15 protein-coding genes and 1 pseudogene are annotated in these 17,976 nt (G+C 62.0%); 8 read left to right on the top strand and 8 right to left on the bottom strand.

Annotation, left to right across the window (positions count from 1 at the left end):
- Positions 1–45: 45 nt before the first annotated feature.
- From recF to dnaA, 4 genes are all read right to left on the bottom strand, one after another.
- Positions 46–1,242 (bottom strand): DNA replication/repair protein RecF, encoded by a 1,197-nt coding sequence (gene recF / locus AC5RUJ_RS02735; protein WP_494076891.1) that lies wholly within the window; start codon positions 1,240–1,242, stop codon positions 46–48.
- 10 nt (positions 1,243–1,252) lie between these two features.
- On the bottom strand, positions 1,253–2,179 hold the full coding sequence (gene gnd, locus AC5RUJ_RS02740; protein ID WP_494013439.1) for a phosphogluconate dehydrogenase (NAD(+)-dependent, decarboxylating): 927 nt from the start codon (positions 2,177–2,179) through the stop codon (positions 1,253–1,255).
- A gap of 30 nt (positions 2,180–2,209) precedes the next feature.
- Positions 2,210–3,334 carry a DNA polymerase III subunit beta gene (dnaN, locus tag AC5RUJ_RS02745; protein WP_494001329.1) on the bottom strand — a complete coding sequence of 375 codons (1,125 nt, stop codon included), beginning with the start codon at positions 3,332–3,334 and terminating at the stop codon, positions 2,210–2,212.
- Between the two features lie 537 nt (positions 3,335–3,871).
- Positions 3,872–5,314: a chromosomal replication initiator protein DnaA gene (gene dnaA, locus AC5RUJ_RS02750; protein WP_494001200.1), complete on the bottom strand. Its 1,443-nt coding sequence runs from the start codon at positions 5,312–5,314 to the stop codon at positions 3,872–3,874.
- A 401-nt stretch (positions 5,315–5,715) separates the two neighbouring features.
- Between dnaA and rpmH the strand changes: the two genes are divergently transcribed.
- The 8 genes from rpmH to AC5RUJ_RS02790 all read left to right on the top strand — a co-directional run bounded on the left by rpmH (position 5,716) and on the right by AC5RUJ_RS02790 (position 11,476).
- Positions 5,716–5,853, top strand: coding sequence for a 50S ribosomal protein L34 (gene rpmH / locus AC5RUJ_RS02755; protein WP_127513203.1), 138 nt, complete (start codon positions 5,716–5,718; stop codon positions 5,851–5,853).
- A gap of 71 nt (positions 5,854–5,924) precedes the next feature.
- Positions 5,925–6,329, top strand: coding sequence for a ribonuclease P protein component (rnpA, locus tag AC5RUJ_RS02760; RefSeq protein ID WP_494001199.1), 405 nt, complete (start codon positions 5,925–5,927; stop codon positions 6,327–6,329).
- Positions 6,326–6,724 carry a membrane protein insertion efficiency factor YidD gene (gene yidD, locus AC5RUJ_RS02765; protein ID WP_494013440.1) on the top strand — a complete coding sequence of 133 codons (399 nt, stop codon included), beginning with the start codon at positions 6,326–6,328 and terminating at the stop codon, positions 6,722–6,724. The genes rnpA and yidD overlap by 4 nt, the downstream gene beginning before the upstream one ends.
- The gene (gene yidC / locus AC5RUJ_RS02770) at positions 6,724–7,689 is read left to right on the top strand and encodes a membrane protein insertase YidC (protein WP_494001197.1); all 966 of its coding nucleotides are present in this window, start codon (positions 6,724–6,726) and stop codon (positions 7,687–7,689) included. The genes yidD and yidC overlap by 1 nt, the downstream gene beginning before the upstream one ends.
- Entirely contained in the window at positions 7,686–8,252 is a 567-nt protein-coding gene (locus tag AC5RUJ_RS02775) for a Jag family protein (protein ID WP_494013441.1), read from the top strand. Before yidC ends, AC5RUJ_RS02775 begins: the two co-directional genes overlap by 4 nt.
- A 34-nt stretch (positions 8,253–8,286) precedes the next feature.
- Positions 8,287–8,928 carry a 16S rRNA (guanine(527)-N(7))-methyltransferase RsmG gene (gene rsmG / locus AC5RUJ_RS02780; protein ID WP_494013442.1) on the top strand — a complete coding sequence of 214 codons (642 nt, stop codon included), beginning with the start codon at positions 8,287–8,289 and terminating at the stop codon, positions 8,926–8,928.
- Positions 8,929–9,112: 184 nt separating this feature from the next.
- The gene (locus AC5RUJ_RS02785; protein WP_494013769.1) at positions 9,113–10,114 is read left to right on the top strand and encodes a ParA family protein; all 1,002 of its coding nucleotides are present in this window, start codon (positions 9,113–9,115) and stop codon (positions 10,112–10,114) included.
- An 84-nt stretch (positions 10,115–10,198) separates the two neighbouring features.
- Positions 10,199–11,476, top strand: coding sequence for a ParB/RepB/Spo0J family partition protein (locus tag AC5RUJ_RS02790; RefSeq protein ID WP_494013443.1), 1,278 nt, complete (start codon positions 10,199–10,201; stop codon positions 11,474–11,476).
- A 2,964-nt stretch (positions 11,477–14,440) separates the two neighbouring features.
- Here AC5RUJ_RS02790 and AC5RUJ_RS02795 read toward each other — a convergent pair.
- From AC5RUJ_RS02795 to AC5RUJ_RS02810, 4 genes and pseudogenes are all read right to left on the bottom strand, one after another.
- A complete protein-coding gene (locus AC5RUJ_RS02795; protein WP_494128262.1) occupies positions 14,441–15,628 on the bottom strand; it encodes an N-acetylmuramoyl-L-alanine amidase in 1,188 nt (395 codons plus the stop codon).
- 4 nt (positions 15,629–15,632) lie between these two features.
- Complete coding sequence (gene trxA / locus AC5RUJ_RS02800; protein WP_493978232.1) at positions 15,633–15,959, bottom strand: thioredoxin; 327 nt, start codon at positions 15,957–15,959, stop codon at positions 15,633–15,635.
- Between the two features lie 23 nt (positions 15,960–15,982).
- Positions 15,983–16,966 (bottom strand): thioredoxin-disulfide reductase, encoded by a 984-nt coding sequence (gene trxB / locus AC5RUJ_RS02805; RefSeq protein WP_494001192.1) that lies wholly within the window; start codon positions 16,964–16,966, stop codon positions 15,983–15,985.
- A gap of 142 nt (positions 16,967–17,108) precedes the next feature.
- Positions 17,109–17,976, bottom strand: a pseudogene (locus tag AC5RUJ_RS02810) (hypothetical protein); the annotation flags it as partial.

The following is a 17,976-nucleotide window of genomic DNA, read 5'->3' on the forward strand; positions in this document are numbered from 1 at the left end:
GGCCGCCGTCCCGCAGGCGCTGCCGGCTCCTGCGGCCGGGCCCGGTCAGGCGGTTTCCTGGCCATTGGCCACGCCTCCCGGCACTACCATGAACTGTTCCCCCGCCAACGCGTCGGGGATGTCTTCGGCCACCGCGGCTGTGACGATCACCTGCTCCGCGCCGGCCACGATGCCCGCGAGTTTTGACCGGCGCTGGTTGTCCAGTTCGGCGAAGACATCGTCCAGGATCAGGACGGGAGTCGCGCCGGGCGTAGCGTCGTCGTCGCAGAAGACGTAGTACGAGGCCAGCCGGAGGGCCAACGCCAGAGACCAGGTTTCGCCGTGCGAGGCGTAGCCCTTGGCCGGTGCCTGTCCCAGCAGCAGCTCCAACTCATCGCGATGCGGCCCCACCAGCGAGATGCCCCGCTCCGTTTCCCGCTTGCGCTGCTGTTTGAAGGCGGCAAGGTAGAGTTCCGCCAGTTCGGCCGTTCCCAGGCTTGCCAGCGGGGGAAGGCCCGCCCCGCCGTCGTTCTCCACCTCGCCGTCATCCGACAGCTGGCTGTGGATGGTGGAGCGGTAGACGGCGGCCGCATGTTTGGAGCCATCGGTAAGGGCGGCGTACGCCGCGTCCAGGTGCGGCTGCAGCAGGTCCACCAGTTCCAGCCGGGCCTTCAGCAGGGCGGCCCCTGCCTGTGCCATGTGCTGGTCCCACACCTCCAAGGTAGCTTCATGGGCGGCGGTAAACCGTCCGCTGGCGCGCGCCGATTTGAGCAGGGCATTGCGCTGTTTGAGGACGCGTTCAAAATCGCTGCGGGTGGCCGCATGGTGCGGGACCAAACTGGCCAGCAGCTCATCGAGGAAGCGGCGCCGGTTGGACGGGTCGCCTTTGACCAGCGCGAGGTCTTCGGGGGCGAAGAGCACCGTGCGCAGGTGCCCGAGGATTTCCCGCGCGCGCACAGGGTTGGCGCGGTTAATCCGGGCCCGGTTGGCCTTGCCCGGGGTGATTTCCAGTTCCAGCGAGGTGCTGCGCCCGCCCCGGTCCACCCGTGCCCGCACCAACGAACGCGGTTGGTCGAAGCGGATGAGGGGTGCGTCATTGCTGACCCGGTGCGACGAGAGCGACGCGAGGTAGCCGATGGCCTCGACGATGTTGGTCTTGCCGACCCCGTTGGCTCCGACAAACACCGTAATGCCGGGCTTCAGGGCGATGTCGAGCTGCGGGTAGGTGCGGAAATCGGTCAGGGACAGGTATTCAACAAACAATGCGTTACAGCTACTTCGACTCGTTGCGGCGGCCGGCCTGGTCTTGTGCAGGCTTTCTGACTGCGTGGCCGCCAAACTGGTTACGGAGGGCGGCCACCATCTTCATGGCGGGCGCGTCGTCTTGGCGCGACGCGAACCGTGCGAACAGCGCGGCGGTGATGGCCGGGGCCGGGACACCGTGTCCGATCGCCTCCTCGACAGTCCACCGGCCTTCACCGGAATCCTCGACGTAACCGCTGACCTGGCTCAATCCCGGGTCCTCGTCGAGGGCCTTCACCATCAGGTCCAGCAGCCAGGAGCGGACCACCGTCCCCTTTTGCCAGGCCCGGAAAGTCCCCGGAACATCCTTGATAATGTCCTTGGCTTCCAGCAGTTCGTACCCTTCGGCGTACGCCTGCATCAGCCCGTATTCGATCCCGTTGTGCACCATTTTGGCGTAGTGGCCGGCGCCGACGTCGCCCACGTGGGCGAAGCTTTCCTCCCGGGGGCCCTCCGGCCGCAACGCGTCGAAGACCGGCATCGCTGCCTGGATAAGGTCGGCGCTTCCGCCGGCCATCAGGCCATAACCGTTCGCCAGGCCCCAGACGCCGCCGGACACGCCGACATCAATGAAACCTATCCCGCCTTTGGCCAGGAGGGCTTCGTGCTTTTGGTCTTCGGTGAACTTCGAGTTGCCGCCGTCGATCACCACGTCTCCGGCGGAGAGCTTGCCGGCCAGCTCTGTGATGACCGTGTCGGTGACCTCGCCGGCGGGCACCATGACCCACACGGTGCGCGGAACCGGCAAGGCCCGGATCATTTCGTCAACGGTCCCGGTGTCACTGACCTCCGGGTTCCGGTCATAGCCGGTTACCTCGATGCCGCCGTCCCGAAGACGCTGCCGCATGTTGAAACCCATCCGGCCCAAGCCGATCAGTCCGATGTGCATCCGAGTCACTCTTTCCTCTCGTCCATGGGTCGGCGGGTATTACTGGTTGGGCAACCTCACCGGCATGAGCAGGTACCGGTAGTCTTCCTTGTCGTCGCCCTCAAGGTCGTCCTGGGCGGATATGACCGCAGGCTTCGGCGGCGTGGTAAAGGAAAACCGGACGTACTTGCTGTCAAAGGCGCTCAAGCCTTCGGACAGGTAGTGCGGGTTGAAGGCGACGGTGATTTCATCCCCGGAGAGCGACGCTTCGATCGCCTCCGACGCTTGGGCGTCTTCGCCGGTTCCCGCGTCCAAGGTCAGGAGGCCGTCGGTGAAGGCCAACCGGACCGGGGTGTTGCGCTCGGCCACGAGCGACACGCGGCGGACGGCTTCGATCAGTGTGGTCGTTTCGACTGTCGCATGGATCGGGGTGTTGTCCGGGAACAGTGAGCGGATCTTGGGATAGTCACCGTCCACCAGGAGCGACGTCGTGCGGCGTCCGCCGCTTTCGAAACCGATCAGTTCGCTATTGTCCGAAAGCGCGATGTTCAGGTCGCCGGAACCACCCAACGTCTTGGCTACTTCGCTCAAAGTCTTGGCTTTGACCAGCGCGCTCGTGGAAATGCCCGGTGTGGCCGGACGCCAGGACAGCTCCCGGAGGGCCAGGCGGTAGCGGTCGGTGGAGAGCAGAGTAATCAGGTCGTCTTCGATTTCCATCCGGACGCCGGTCAGGATGGGCAGGGTGTCATCGCGGCTGGCCGCAATGATGACCTGGCTGACAGCCTGGGCGAATGCTTCGCCGTCCACGACCCCGCTGACTTCCGGCAGCGCAGGGAGTTCCGGATAATCGCCCTCGGGCATGGTGGCGAGGTTGAACCGGCTGTTGCGGCAGGTGAGGGCAACCTTCGAACCGTCGGTTTCGATGTCGACAGGCGCCGACGGCAAGCTTCGGCAGATGTCTGCCAAGAGGCGTCCGGAGACCAGGATGGTGCCTTCTTCAGTGACGTCCGCCGGGATCTGGAGACGGGCGGAAATCTCGTAGTCGAAGCTGGCAAGGCTCACCATGCCGCCTTCGGCCCGGATGAGCAGGCCCGACAGAACGGGGACAGGCGGGCGTGGTGACAGGGAACGGGCTGTCCATGTCACGGCTTCCGCCAGAACATCCCGATCAACTCTGAACTTCACTGAAGTAAGCCACCTTTCACAACGAACATGCCGGGGAAGACCGCCTGCGTCTGGCCGGGGTGCAGCGAATGGGACTGCGAACACCAGGTTGAAGCAGATGGCAACGATTCTCTGTGCAAGCTTAGCCGCAGCAACCGTCATTGCGCACCGAGAGTGCGCAGAGGTCCTGTTCGGCCGATTGGGCACGATGCGTGGGAACCGGAACAGGGTCAAATGTTATTTGGAAGAACATCAATAAATGGGATTCGTAGTGTTAATAACTGCTGTGGATACTGTGGAAAACCTCGGTACGGCCTGCGCCTGAGCCGAAGTTGGGTGTTCACAAGATGTGCAGGGCGGTCGTCGCAAGCACTGGCAGCCTGTGGATGCAGATCCTTGTAATTTCGGGCGTCCACAGGGGACAGGGCACTTTTCCTCTTAAGGACTCGGGTTGTCCACTTAAGAATCCACAACCTTATCCACACCTGTTAATTTCACCGGTGTAGTTCCGGGCGGGGGCCGCCGCAGCCGCAGCCTCGGCCGCAGCCGCCCGGGAAGCTAGCTTTCGCGCTGTTGCTGCTTGATGCGGTTGGTCAGCTCCGTGACCTGGTTGTAGATGGCTCGACGCTCGGCCATCAACTCACGGATCTTCCGGTCGGCGTGGATGACGGTCGTGTGGTCGCGGCCGCCGAGTTCCTGGCCGATCTTCGGCAGGGACATGTCGGTCAGTTCACGGCACAAGTACATGGCAATCTGGCGCGCAGTTACCAGCGTCCTGGTCCGGGACTTGCTGGTCAGCTCCTCCATGCTGAGCTTGAAGTACGCGGCGGTCTGGCCAAGGATCGTGGCCGATGTGATCTCCTGTGCCCCTTCGTCGGTGATCAGGTCTTTCAGGACTATCTCGGCGAGACCCATGTCCACTGCCTGCTGGTTCAGGCTGGCGAACGCGGTGACGCGGATGAGCGCGCCCTCGAGCTCACGGATGTTGGTGGAAATCTTCGAGGCGATGTACTCGAGGACCTCGTCGGGGACGGACAGCCCCTCGCTGATGGCCTTCTTGCGCAGAATCGCAATACGGGTCTCCAGCTCCGGCGGCTGGATATCGGTCAGCAGTCCCCACTCGAACCGGGACCGCATGCGCTCCTCGAAGCCGGAGAGCTGTTTCGGCGGCAGGTCGGAAGTGATGACCACTTGCTTGCTGTGGTTGTGGAGGGCGTTGAAGGTATGGAAGAACTCCTCCTGCGTCGCGTCCTTGTTGGCCAGGAACTGGATGTCGTCGATCAGCAGGATGTCGACGTTGCGGTACAGCTGCTTGAAGCTGGCGCCCTCATCGTCGCGGATGGAGTTGATGAAATCGTTCGTGAACTCTTCCGAATTCACGTACCGGACGCGGATGCTGTTGTAGAGATGGCGCGCATAGTGCCCGATGGCGTGCAGCAGGTGGGTTTTTCCCAGGCCCGAGTCGCCATAGATGAATAGCGGGTTGTACGCCTTGGCCGGCGCTTCGGCCACCGCGACGGCCGCCGCGTGGGCAAAGCGGTTGGATGAACCGATGACGAAGGTGTCAAAAATGTATTTCGGGTTGAGCCTGCCCAGTTCAGGGGAAGCGGCTTGCGCCGCCGGCTGGGGAAGTGACTCGCTGCGCACGACCGCCGGGGCCGGGCGGGGCTCCTGTTCAGGTTCCGGTTCCGCCTGCGGAGCCATATCCGTGTCGACGCTGAAAGCGCAGAGGATGTCGTCCTTGAAGACTTCGAACAGGGCGTCGTGCAGAGGGTCTTTGAGCTGTTGCGACTGGAAGACTTCGCGTGTCAGTTCGTTGGGCACGGCCACCAGCAGGGTTGTGCCGATGAGGCCCTTGGCCTGCGCCAACACGATGAAGCCGCGCTGCCGGGGGGAGACACGATCGTCCTGTTCCAGCGTCCGGACCACTTTGCGCCAGGAACTTCCGACGTCATTTATCTGGTCCGTGTCCACGTAGTACCCCTCAGAAATGCTCAGCATGCTTCGGCATTTGCCGACAGCCAGCCCGAAATCCACAGACTTATTCACAGACGGTGGATAAGGGGCTCCTGCCAAGAGTAGAGCATGAATCTGCTGGACGACAGTTGGGATGCAGGCCCCTGTGGACGTCGCTTTCGAGAGGCGCTCCGGCCGCTCAAAGCGGCTTTGGCGTGGAGTTGTCCACAGGGGTTATCCACGGAAACGCCCGGGTGCGGAGAAGGCCGGTTTGACGGTACTCGCCGGCATCGCCTAACGTTGACTAGTCCTTCATGTCTACTTTGTTGTCCTTGTGCGTCCAACGCCCTGGCAATGGAATAGACCCCATATAGAGCGCCGACCTGTTCTTCCCCCTTGTTGCAATGGGTCCAACCGCATCTGTCGATCGTCTTGGAGTAACCACCGTGAGCAAGCGGACTTTTCAGCCGAATAACCGCCGTCGTGCCAAGAAGCACGGCTTCCGCCTTCGCATGCGCACTCGCGCCGGCCGCGCCATTCTGGCCGCACGCCGCAGCAAGGGCCGCACCGAACTGTCGGCCTAAATAGCCAGTTTGTCGACCCGGCTGTGAGGTTCAGTTCCCGCAGCGGCGTGTTTCGGCGGGCTGGGTAGCACATGCTTCCCAGCCAGCACCGGATGCGCACCTCGGCGGACTTCTCAACAACTGTACGTTCCGGCGCCCGCTCAGGGCGCCGGAACTTAGTGTTATATGCGGCGGCAGCAGACCCGGCCCGACCGGCATCTTTCGGCTTTATCGTCTCGAAGGCCGTCGGGAACGCCGTCATGCGCAACCGCGTTAAAAGGAGACTGCGGGAACTGGCAGCAGCCGGCTTAAGGGAGAATGGGTATTCCCGAGGGATCACCGTGGTTGTGCGGGCCCTTCCGGCAGCTGCCGACGCAGACTTCAACGCTTTGGAACTGGATTACCGGAAGGCTCTCAAGGCCGCCCTCGGCAAGTTGACCTTAACGCGCACCGCAACGACGGAAGCTGCGCACGGAGAGAAGGGGAGAGCCGAATGAGTGCCCGTGCCGTACCGGTTCCCGCCCATGCCGCCGTGCCCAGGAGGACCACGAGTCCCCTGCAGTATGCGCTGATCGGCGTGCTGCGCGTGTACCGCAAACTCGTTTCGCCCCTGTACGGCCAGGTTTGCCGTTTCTTCCCGTCCTGTTCCGCGTACGCATTGGAAGCAGTGACGGTCCACGGCGCTGCCAAGGGCAGCTGGCTGGCCGCCCGCCGCCTGCTCCGATGCCACCCATGGAACCCCGGCGGCGTGGATCATGTTCCGGCGTCTGTATCCTTCAACCTGTGGCTGCAGGAGAACCCTTCCAGAATCCCCCGGATCGTGGAGCTTAACCACCCATTCATTCCGGCCGACGATGAAGGCCGCGGCGCGGCCCGAGGAGCAAATCAGTAATGGACTTCTTAAACACCATCCTGACCCCGTTCACGTGGGTCGTCTCCGGGATCCTGTGGGCCTTCCACGCCGGCTTCTCCTGGCTTGGGATGGACCCGGCCAACGGCTGGACGTGGACGTTCTCAATCATCGGGCTGGTGCTGGTGATCCGCGCGGCCCTCATTCCGGTCTTCGTCAAGCAGATCAAGGCCCAGCGGGGGATGCAGGCACTGCAGCCCGACCTCCGGAAGCTGCAGCAGAAGTACAAGGGAAAGACCGACCAGCTGTCGCGTCAGGCCATGACGCAGGAGCAGATGGCGCTGTACAAAAAGCACGGCACCAACCCGTTCTCGGCCTGCCTGCCGATGCTGGTGCAGATGCCGTTCTTCTTCGCGCTGTTCAGCGTGCTGAACAACGCTTCGCGCGCCAGCGAGAACGGCGAGGGGATTGGCGCTTTGTCGCCCGAACTCATCCGTCAGTTCGACGACTCGTCCATTTTCGGTGCGCCGCTTTCCGCATCCCTCCTGCACGGGGGCGGGGGCGAGCAGCAGGTCGCCGTGGTCATCCTGTCGATCATCATGATTTTGGCGATGACTGCCTCGCAGTTCATCACGCAGAAGCAGATCATGGCGAAGAACATGTCCGCCGAAGCAATGCAGTCACCGTTCATGAAGCAGCAGCAGATGATGCTCTACATCCTGCCTCTCGTGTTCGGCATCGGCGGCATCAACTTCCCCATCGGTGTGCTGATTTACTGGACAACTACCAACGTGTGGACCATGGCACAGCAGTTCTTCGTGATCCGGCGCATGCCCACTCCGGGTTCGCAGGCTGCCCGCGAACTGGCAGAACGCCGTGCAAAGAAGGGCCTGCCGATGGTACCGCTGCTGGGCGAGCGGAAGACCGAGGCGCCGGCGGCCGATTCCCCGGCAGAGGTGAAAGGCCAGCGCCAGCAGCCACAGCGGAAGAACAGGAAGAAAAAATGAGCAGCGAAAGCGTATCCGAAGTGACTGAAGAACTTCCCGACGAAGAGGCTGCAGCGGACGAACAGCAGGAGGAAGCTGTTTCGAATTCTGCCAAACGTCTGGAAGAAGAAGGAGACGTAGCTGCGGACTACCTGGAAGAGCTGCTCGACATCGCCGATATCGATGGGGACATCGACATCGAGGTCCGCAACGGCCGCACCTACATCTCGATCGTCTCCGAAGAGGAAGACAACGACGCGCTCAAGGCGCTCGTGGGACCGGATGGCGAAGTCCTCGAAGCCTTGCAGGAGCTGGCCCGGTTGTCGGTTCTCACGACGACCGGCAACCGTTCCCGCCTTGTTTTGGACATCACTGGCTACCGCGAAGGACGCAGCGAAGAACTACAGAAGATCGCTGAAGACGCCGTCGCCGAAGCCAAGGAGTCGGGCCGCGATGTAGCGCTCGAGCCGATGAGCGCGTACGAGCGCAAGATCGTCCATGACGCGGTTGCCGAGCTCGGCCTGATCAGCGAATCCGAGGGCGAAGGATCCAACCGCCACATCGTGGTGTCGGTGGAGTCCTGATCTTGTCCGGCGGAATGGTCTGATAGGCAGAGGTATGTCGGTAGTTGAAATGACTGTGGCAGAGTCCAGGGCTGCCCACACGGTTTTCGGTGAACGCCTGGGCCTGGCGGAGCGATACGTTGCGCATTTGGCCACCTCAGGCATCGAACGGGGTTTGCTGGGCCCCCGGGAAGTCCCGAGATTGTGGAACCGGCACGTCCTCAACTGCGCCGTCGTCGCACACCTGATACGGCGCGACGCCGCGGTCGCGGATGTCGGAAGCGGGGCCGGCCTGCCAGGACTGACGTTCGCGTTGGCGCGACCGGACTTGCGTTTGACCCTGATCGAGCCGTTGGAACGAAGGGTTGCCTGGCTCAACGAAGTCATAGAGGATCTCGCGCTGGACAACGTCGCGGTGCTGCGGACGCGGGCAGAGCTGGCGGGGGACGACGTCACAGCTGACGTCGTGACGTCTCGAGCGGTGTCGGCACTCGACAAGCTCGCCCGCCTCTCAATTCCACTGCTGCATGGCACGGGCGAAATGCTGGCAATCAAGGGCCGCAGCGCAGCTGACGAGGTTCAGAAGGCCGAAAAGGTCATCAGGAAGCTCGGTGGCCGAGAAACAGAGGTCTTGACCGTCGGGGACGATCTCTTGGAAGAGCCGACGACGGTAGTCCGCATCCGTGTTGATGCTTGACCTGTTCCCCCACACACCCATGCAGCGCCCCGTGAATCCGGCCGCGCAACGATAGGCTAGGAGAGGTCGGTGGCGGACAGTGAAAGCGGGCGGAATCCAAGTGGCGATCAACAACACGGTGTCGGGTTTCACCGGGACCAAAGCCGAAGAGTCGTCGCACCGCGGAGTGGCTGAACAACCGAACATGGTTGCGCTCGTCCCCCCTAGCGGTCCTGTTTCACGTGAAACTTCCCCTGGGAACGAGGCTGAGATAGCCAACTCCAACATGAAGATAGAGGCTACGGTTTCAAACGTTATGGATTCGATTGACGAAAGCACACCGCTCGCGCAGGAATTGGCGAGCGAAAACCGCCGGCGTGAGAGGCTGAAGGCCAAGGAGCTTCCCAGGCCCGCCCAGACCAGGGTGTTGACGGTCAGCAACCAAAAGGGTGGGGTCGGCAAGACCACGACAACGGTCAATATCGCTGCTGCCCTTGCTACGGCCGGCCTGAACGTCCTGGTCATCGATATCGACCCGCAGGGGAACGCGTCAACAGCGCTCGGGGTCGAGCACCACGCTGACGTCGACAGTATCTACGACGTGCTGATCAACGATATGCCGCTCGGGGACGTGATCGCACAATGCCCCGATATAGCCCACCTCGTCGTCGCACCCGCCACGATTCACCTGGCCGGGGCCGAGATCGAATTGGTGTCGTTGGTGGCCCGTGAACAGCGCCTGCGCCGAGCCATCGAGGTTTACGCGCAGGAACGTGAGACGGCAGGACTGCCCCGGCTGGATTACGTCTTTATCGACTGCCCGCCCAGCCTGGGCCTACTAACAGTTAACGCTTTCGTCGCCGCCCAAGAGGTACTGATTCCCATCCAGTGCGAGTACTACGCCTTGGAGGGGCTGAGCCAGCTCCTCAAGAACATCGAGATGATTCAGAAGCACCTCAACGCTGGATTGGTTGTTTCTACGATCCTGCTGACGATGTACGACGGACGAACAAACCTCGCAGCTCAGGTTGCAGCAGAAGTCCGGGAACATTTCCCGAACGAGGTTTTAAGTGCGGTCGTACCGCGCTCGGTCCGCATCTCGGAGGCTCCGAGTTACCAGCAGACAGTGATCACCTATGATCCGTCGTCCAGCGGGGCCCTTTCCTATCAGGAGGCCGCAGCCGAAATCGCCGAGCGCGGCAAGTAACTGTGAAGGCGTACTGCAACGGTAGAATTACGCCTTAAGCGAGCATGTGCATGCTAGCTCGGCGCATGACGGAAGAGGGTCCAGATGAGTGAAAAACGTCGCGGCTTGGGAAGAGGCCTGGGCGCATTGATACCCAGTGCTCCGGCCCCAGCGGAGACCGAGTCCACCGAGGGGCAGGAAGCCTCCGCCAAACGTCGGACTCAGCGACCCGTAGACGTTTTCTTTCCCGCTTCCAGTCGGAGGGAAGAAGGGGACGCCGCCGTCCTCACGACGACTGACTCCGAGACCGTAACCGGATCGAGCGCCGCGCAGGTAGCCGAAGTGTTGCGGGCCCCGCGAAAGCTTGCGACTACTGGCAGCAAGAAGCCGGCGGCAAAGAAGTCTGTGAAGGACGATTCTTCCCGAGCGAATGGCAATGGCGCTGCCGGCGAATCGCACGCTTCCGCCAAGGACTCGGCCGAACCGGTTGGCAGGGGTAGCGCCGGAGCTCCCTCGGCTCCTACCGAAGTTTCAGTTCCACGTGAAACGTCGGGGGCCGACCTAGTCGAGGTTCCCGGTGCCACTTTTGCCGAAGTCCTCGTTACTGCGATCCAGCCAAACCGCAAACAGCCTCGCACCGTCTTCGATGAGGAAGACATGGCGGAGCTGGTGCATTCGATCCGTGAGATCGGCGTCCTCCAGCCGATCGTTGTGCGACCTTCCGATGATGGCGGCGCACAGTACGAGTTGGTCATGGGCGAACGCCGCTGGCGGGCCACCAAGGCTGCCGGCCTGGAAACGATTCCGGCGATCATCAGGTCAACCTCCGACGATGACCTGTTACGGGACGCCCTGCTGGAGAACCTGCACCGCAGCCAGCTGAATCCGCTGGAAGAGGCTGCGGCCTATCAGCAGTTGCTTGATGATTTCGGTTGCACGCATGATGAGCTTGCGGATCGGATCGGTCGGTCAAGGCCGCAGGTCTCCAACACTTTACGGTTGATGAAGCTCCCTCCGCTGGTTCAGCGGCGGGTCGCGGCCGGCGTGTTGAGCGCTGGCCATGCGCGCGCCCTCCTGGGACTCAACGATCCTGGAGAAATGGAGAAGCTGGCGCAAAAGATTGTCGCCGAGGGCCTTTCCGTTCGGGCGACCGAGGAAATCGTTTCCCTGAGCGACGGCGTGCGACGGCCCAAACGCGAAAGCAAGCCCCGTGAGGGAGCTCGGCACGAGCGGTTAGACTATCTGGCTAGTTCCCTGTCGGACCGCCTGGACACCAGCGTTAAGATCACCTTGGGTGCCAAGAAGGGCCGCGTAAGCATCGAGTTCGCCAGTGTTGATGACTTGAACCGCATCATGGACGTGCTGAACCCGGCGACGCCATAGCCTTCGTTCCACGTGAACAATGGGCTCCGTTCCACAAGGACGGAGCCCATTGCTTTGCCCTGAGGTGCAACTCCGGGTTGGTTCGGGTCCGCTGACATGCTTGGTGCACATCGCTTAAGCAAGCCTATTGTCCTAGCTTGTAGAACCCACAGTCGAGTTCCGGTCTCGCATGAACTTTTTGCATCTGCACCCAGTGCGGAGTGTGGGAAGGGGTAGGGGAGTGTCGGTTCCACTCTTCCCATTAGGGATCGGGACCAGCGCTCTTGCGTGAAGTCTGTTTCCGACTTCGACGTCTGTTTGGCGCGTTCTGCTAGCTCGTCGACGTGGCGCTAGCAAGCCGGGTCTGTTACTAGGTGTTTCACGTGCAACTCCGGCGCCCGGGAGCAACGGCACGTGGCATTCTCGACCTGCAAAAGGTGAAGGAAGCGCCAGGTGCGTAGTAGCCACTGCCCCGCGCATTTGCACCTGCCGCATAGTAGGTTTGGGGATGGCTGGAAGCGACATCCCAAACGCCAGGAGTATGAGATACGCACATCAAATCCTGGCTGCTACGGCACGGGACGATAGGTGAGATTGCAGAATCGGTAGGCCGCACGGGTTCGTCCTCGGAAAGCGTGTTCGGGACGAGCAGGTGTAGTCCTGGCTCGCACGTCAACGTCGCCATTCTTGGGGCTAAGCCCCACCGGCCAGGCTCTGTCTCTTCCCCCGGAGGGCGACGCCGACATCCGACTTCTCCGAGCAACAAGAAGGTGAGCAGGCTCAGCCGAGCAAGGGAGAGGTTAGTTTCACGTGAAACTCCGCTGCAGGCGCTGGATCATGACTGGCCCGCCCAGCCCCGCCCTTCAGGCACCTGGCAATTGTGTCATCTGGACAACTAGCATCCGAGATTGGTGCGCCGCGCTTGAGGCATAAGTTCTTGATATGAGCCTCACCCCCACTGAACCCTCATGTCGTACTTTGCCGGCGGTGAGCAGCGGCCTCCTGTGTTGGAGATGACGCTTTAGCCCCGTTTCGCAGGAGTGTTCAATGGTGGCAATTGGGCAAATGCTCTTTCCGAATGTGCTGATGGAAGTAGAGCAGCAGCAAGGGCGGTGGATGCTGGGTTATGCGCGCGAAATGTTTCACGTGAAACCTGGGCAGTAGTTGGGATCTTATCCTCGGCGTACGACGTGGCGGGGGCAGTGGAAAAATCCCATACGCGCCGTTTGTCCAACTGTCGCCCGGACCGCAGCCCAGTCCTTTCGGGGGCATGTATACTCCGCGTAGTCGCGGGAACTTAGGTCTAACTGTAGGGGAGGGCTGGCACCGTAACACCAAACCCAAAGGAGAAAAAGCGTGTTTCACGTGAAACACGGGAGCGGCAGAGCAGAACCGGAAAGTGGACTAGCGAGGCGTCGGTCGTCGCCAGTTGCTCTCTGGAGCAAAACTTGGCCACGAGCCCCTTCCGAGCACTGCATTTCACGTGCACGACGACAGCAGCCGCCGCGCTAGCAGCATCTTTCCTTTGCCAAGCAGCCGTTGGACGGGAAGCAAATTCCGGAGGGTATCGGCTCTAGTCCGTGACCGTAGCTACGGGCAACCAGGTGGGAGGGGCAGACATGGCTCTCCCACTGCTCTTATCGAAAGGGTCGGGAGCGATGACCCGTTCTGTTGCTTCCCTATCCCAAATGTCGAGGCGCGCGCAGGGCGTCGGCCAGCGCAATAGCGCTGGTCGGACTGGCCAGCAGACAATCGATTCTTGTGCGCAGCATCGTTTGGCCCGCAAAGCGACCCCATATGTTTCACGTGGAACGAACTATGTTTCACGTGGAACTAACCGCGCTGGGTTCGGCCATGTGGGAGGCCCTAAGCATCAATGATCCAGGCCCGACGGCGGGGCGGAGTTCCGCATGAAACCCAAGAACGCTCGCCAAAAGACGGTCAGCGCACTCGAACCTGGCGCAGGGCTCGGCTGTCCCGAGCGCTAGAGCGTGGACGCTGGTCGTCTCAGCGACGGAACTACGGTCGCGTGGATGTGCTGCATAGTTGGACGGACAGGAGATTGAGCGTGCACACCGCACGCAGTGGATGAAGCGATCGCACTCCAGCTTGTCTTCCTTGAGTGATGGGGCCTTATCCCGGCGGGGCGGCACGAAGGGGCTAGCCCCGGGATCCTCCCAATGGAACCGTATGGCCTGGACGCTGCCTCACATGCAGAGCCGTTATCGCGCTAATTCGGATGATAATAGTTGCGCGAGTCCTTTCACCACGGGCGAGGTCGAGCGTTCTCGCCCTCCATGCGAGAGGAGGAAGATGTGAGGCGGCACTGGAGAGGCCTCGGACGCCGATCCCTGTCGCATGTCGAAGCACTTAAGAGCACCAGCCTTGGAAAGGCGTGCAGTCGCGATCCCAGCTTCCGCAAAGGCACGACGGGGAGCGGCGTGCGTTGACAGGGACGTCACTGACCGCTTTAGACACCGAATTGGCCCTTGCTGGAGGTTTCACGTGGAACCACGTGGGCCGCGGGTCCGTCCTGCGCGGCATTCAGGATGCTTTGTTTGACGCAGGACAGGCGGAATCCGAGGAGGACAGTCCGGGCTTGGGGGAAACGGCAACCGGTTCTTACAGTCGACAGGCCGATAGCGGGGGAGAGGCGAACTTCGGTCACAGGCTTCCAGTACCCGCGTATTCGCAGCCAGGCACCTACGGAGGAGCAAGGACGACAGCGAATCGCCCACGGCGACTATCCACTTCTGAGTGCAACAAGAACGATAGTGCCAGACGGATATCCAGTAGCTGTGGAAGTACCCACATTTTCGTGCTTCCCGGTCCGTCGGAGGCAAATGCCTCTGGATCCCCCCGGGTGCAGCGGGGAGCCGGGACGAGGAAGCGGTAAGCGGTACGTTTCGTTTCACGTGAAACGCCCGACAATGAAAACCTGCCGCCGCTGTTCCAGGTGAAACAAGAGACTGAGCCGCGCGGGAGTCAGGTACCTGGATTGAAGCGGAGAACGTCGTCGAGAGCCAAGGTGCCTGTCGGCTCGTCGTCCTCTTCCAGCAGATAAAGCCGCTGGATGGCGATGACAATAGAATCAGCCAAGACCTGCCGGTAAATAGGATCAGCGAGCCGGCGGGAGTCGAACGGGCTGCTCAAATAACCGAGGTCCAGCTGCACCGAGGGGGTGCTGGGCAGGCGCAGGATATCCCAGCTGCGACCGTGGATACCCAGGTTGGTAGACCCTGTGCGGGCCACGATCTCCTTCAGGATAAGTTCGCCGGCGCGGTGCCCAATGGGAGAACGCACTTCACCTGATTCAGGACGGCCCCAAAAAAAGGCGCTGACGCCGTTGGCTGCCTCTTGCGGCAACCAGTCACAGTGGAGGGCAACGCTCAAGCTCGGAGAAGACCTTTTGATAAGCAAAGTCCGGTCTAAACCACCGCCATCCGTTGGCTTGTCAACGATTTCCACGCTGGCACCGAGCTCGGTCAGGATCTTCTTTACGCGGCTGGCGACGTCGCCGGCGACGAGTTTTTCGGTCAGACGACTGCCGGAGGCAACGTCGGGGCTGTCTGCCCAGTGCGCTGCGCCGGCGCCGGGAGCGAGGGTGATAGTCCGGCCACGCAGTGCCGCAGAGGCTTGGTTGAGCCGTTCGTAATCCCGGAGCGAGAACGCCTGGCTCGGACTGATCGTCCTATTAATGCGCTCCATCGAGGCAGTCAACTGTTGATCCGCGACGCCGGAAGGTTCGAGCCCCAGATTCAGCTGCAGCTCGCGGACCGCGTGGTAGGTCCGCTCCCCATACTCGCCATCGATGTGACCGTAGTAGAAGCCGAGGAACGACAATTGGCGCTGGAGCTCGGTGACGTCGTCGCCACGAAGAGGCGACGCGTACAGCGTGAATATCAGCGGACGGTCCCCGAGCTTGAACTGTGCCTCCGCCAGGGCTCGTTCGGTCTCCTGACCGACCACGCCGTCAACCATCAACCCCCGGGCCTGCTGGAAGGTGCGTACGGCCGCATCTACATGGTCATCAAAGACGGTGGGGTTGTTTACTTGATCCGGCGCTAAATAGGCCATGGAAATGCCAGCGCGTAGTAGCCCTTCACGAAGGGCTACTACGCGTCGACTATTGTCTGAACGGCGCAGGCTCTGGTCTGCAGCGTCGTTTTCCATCTGGCTAGTTAAGGAATTCTGCGAATTCCTGCTCAATGACCTGCTTCGGCTTGGCGCCGATGGATGTCGCGGCCACCGCGCCGTCCTTGAAGACATAGACGGCTGGGATGGAGGTGATACCGTACTGGGCTGCGGTGGCCGGGTTGTCGTCCACGTTGAGCTTGACGACCTCTACCTTGTCGGAATGCTCAGCAGCGATGTCATCGAGAATCGGCGACAGCATGCGGCAGGGACCGCACCACTCCGCCCAGAAATCGACGATCACGGGCTTGGCGGACTGCAGGACATCCGCGTCGAAAGTAGCGTCAGTGACATCTTTTGCGTTGCTCATGCTTTTCTCCTTTTACAACCGGTTCAGACTGTTGCGGGTTCGGCGACGTCGGCCAAGGTGTCTGCGCGCTCAGCGAGATAGTGTTCCACATCGATGGCAGCCGCACAGCCGCTGCCCGAGGCGGTGATGGCCTGGCGGTAGGTGGGGTCAATAACGTCGCCGGCAGCGAAGACGCCCGGCAGGGAGGTGCGGGACGACCGGCCCTCGACGGCGATCGTGCCCTCGGGCGTCAGTTCCAGCTGGTCCTTGACCAGGGAGACCCGGGGATCGTTGCCGATGGCGACAAACACGCCGGTTACCGGCAGCACCGACTCGGAACCGTCGACCGTGTTCTTGAGCTTCAGCGCGCTGACCTTGGTGTCGCCTTCAAGCCCGACGACTTCCGAGTTCCACACGAACTTGATCTTCTCGTGGGCCAGGGCACGGTCCTGCATGATCTTAGAGGCACGCAGGGTGTCCCGCCGGTGGACCACCGTGACAGACTCCGCGAACTTGGTCAGGAAGAGGGCCTCTTCCATCGCGGAGTCGCCGCCGCCGATGACGGCGATGTTCTGGCCCTTGAAGAAGAAACCGTCACAGGTTGCGCACCAGCTGACGCCGTGGCCGGCCAGGCGCTTTTCGTCGGGCAGCCCCAGTTCCCGGTAAGCGGAACCGGTGGAGATAATCACGGACCGGGCCAGGAAGGTTTCGCCGGAGCCGATGGTGACCTTCTTGACCGGACCTTCCAGTTCAAGGCTCGTGACGTCTTCAAACAGGATCTCGGTGCCGAAGCGCTCGGCCTGCTTCTGGAAGTTCTCCATCAGCTCGGGACCCAGGATGCCGTCAGGGAACCCGGGGTAGTTTTCCACGTCGGTGGTGTTCATCAGCTCGCCGCCTGCCTCTACGGAGCTGGCGATGAGCAGTGGCTTGAGATTGGCACGCGCGGTGTAAACAGCTGCCGTGTAGCCGGCCGGACCGGACCCAACGATGATGACGTCGCGGACGGACGGTGTGGTATCTGTGCTCACTGCCTGCGAACCTCTTCCTCTGATGTTGATGTAACCCTAAGGGCCGGCCACCCCAAAGGAGCGGTTAGCCCGGCACTTGTCTCAACGGCCGGTGCCCCCGGCTTATTCCGGGGAGGTTATTGAGCAGCCGCTCCTGGACGGGCTAGGAGACTTCGATCTCGGCCATGCGGATGCCGAAGGGCATGCCGCCCATGGGGTTGGACAGCCTCGGCAACTGCGTGAAGTTGATCAGGACGTACTGCGCTTTGGGCGCCGCGCCGTCCTGTTCAGGCACCGGAATAGTGGTCTTCTGTGCCGTGAAGCTTCCCTGCGCGACCTGGTCGGCGCCGTCCAGCGTCGGTTCATCGTTCAGGAGCACGGAGAAGTTCCCTCCGGTGCCGCTCAGTTGGGTCAACACTACCGAGCTGATGCTTGAGGACTCTTCCAGCTCGACAACCAGCGCCATGTTTCCGGCGTAGCCGCCGAACTGGTCCGACGCGTACTGGTAACTTGCCCAGTAAGTGGCGGGGTTGCCGTCGATGGCTTCGGGCAGTTTGCCGTCGTTCTCCACGTCGAGTTCCGGCAAGTCCGGAACCTGGCGGGTGAGACCGGCGATGACCGGCACGACGACTTCATCGGCCGGAGCCGACGTTTCTTCTGCCGCACCGGTCTCTGCGGGGCCGGACGCGGCCGCGGTTTCGTTTCCGCCCTGTGAGCCGCCGGCGACGGGGCCGCCGCGGAACAGATTCAGCTGGCTCACCGCCACCACGATCGCGATCACCAGCAAGACGGCGAGCAGCCCGCCCACCAGCAACCTGGAAGACCTCGGGCTGTTGCGTTCCTCGTCGTCGTATTCGTCGTACTCGTAGTCATCGACCGCGGGTTCGCTGCTGCTGCGTGCGGCGGACGGGAACATGCCGGCCGACCGCACACCGGTCGTGTCATCGTCCCCGGGCCACAAGCTGACTTTGGGCTTGTCTGCCGGAGCCGGAGCCGCAGCCGGCCGGCCGGCCGCCGGAGCCTGCGACACC

The organism is Arthrobacter sp. Y3223164 (genome assembly GCF_059091005.1).

Coding starts and splice junctions, on each gene's coding strand:
- dnaA (WP_494001200.1), bottom strand. CDS start 5,314: ATGCTGAGCATTTCTGAGGGGTACTACGTGGACACGGACCAGATAAAT.
- rnpA (WP_494001199.1), top strand. CDS start 5,925: ATGCTTCCCAGCCAGCACCGGATGCGCACCTCGGCGGACTTCTCAACA.
- yidD (WP_494013440.1), top strand. CDS start 6,326: ATGAGTGCCCGTGCCGTACCGGTTCCCGCCCATGCCGCCGTGCCCAGG.
- yidC (WP_494001197.1), top strand. CDS start 6,724: ATGGACTTCTTAAACACCATCCTGACCCCGTTCACGTGGGTCGTCTCC.
- AC5RUJ_RS02775 (WP_494013441.1), top strand. CDS start 7,686: ATGAGCAGCGAAAGCGTATCCGAAGTGACTGAAGAACTTCCCGACGAA.
- rsmG (WP_494013442.1), top strand. CDS start 8,287: ATGTCGGTAGTTGAAATGACTGTGGCAGAGTCCAGGGCTGCCCACACG.
- AC5RUJ_RS02785 (WP_494013769.1), top strand. CDS start 9,113: ATGGTTGCGCTCGTCCCCCCTAGCGGTCCTGTTTCACGTGAAACTTCC.
- AC5RUJ_RS02790 (WP_494013443.1), top strand. CDS start 10,199: ATGAGTGAAAAACGTCGCGGCTTGGGAAGAGGCCTGGGCGCATTGATA.
- AC5RUJ_RS02795 (WP_494128262.1), bottom strand. CDS start 15,628: ATGGAAAACGACGCTGCAGACCAGAGCCTGCGCCGTTCAGACAATAGT.
- trxA (WP_493978232.1), bottom strand. CDS start 15,959: ATGAGCAACGCAAAAGATGTCACTGACGCTACTTTCGACGCGGATGTC.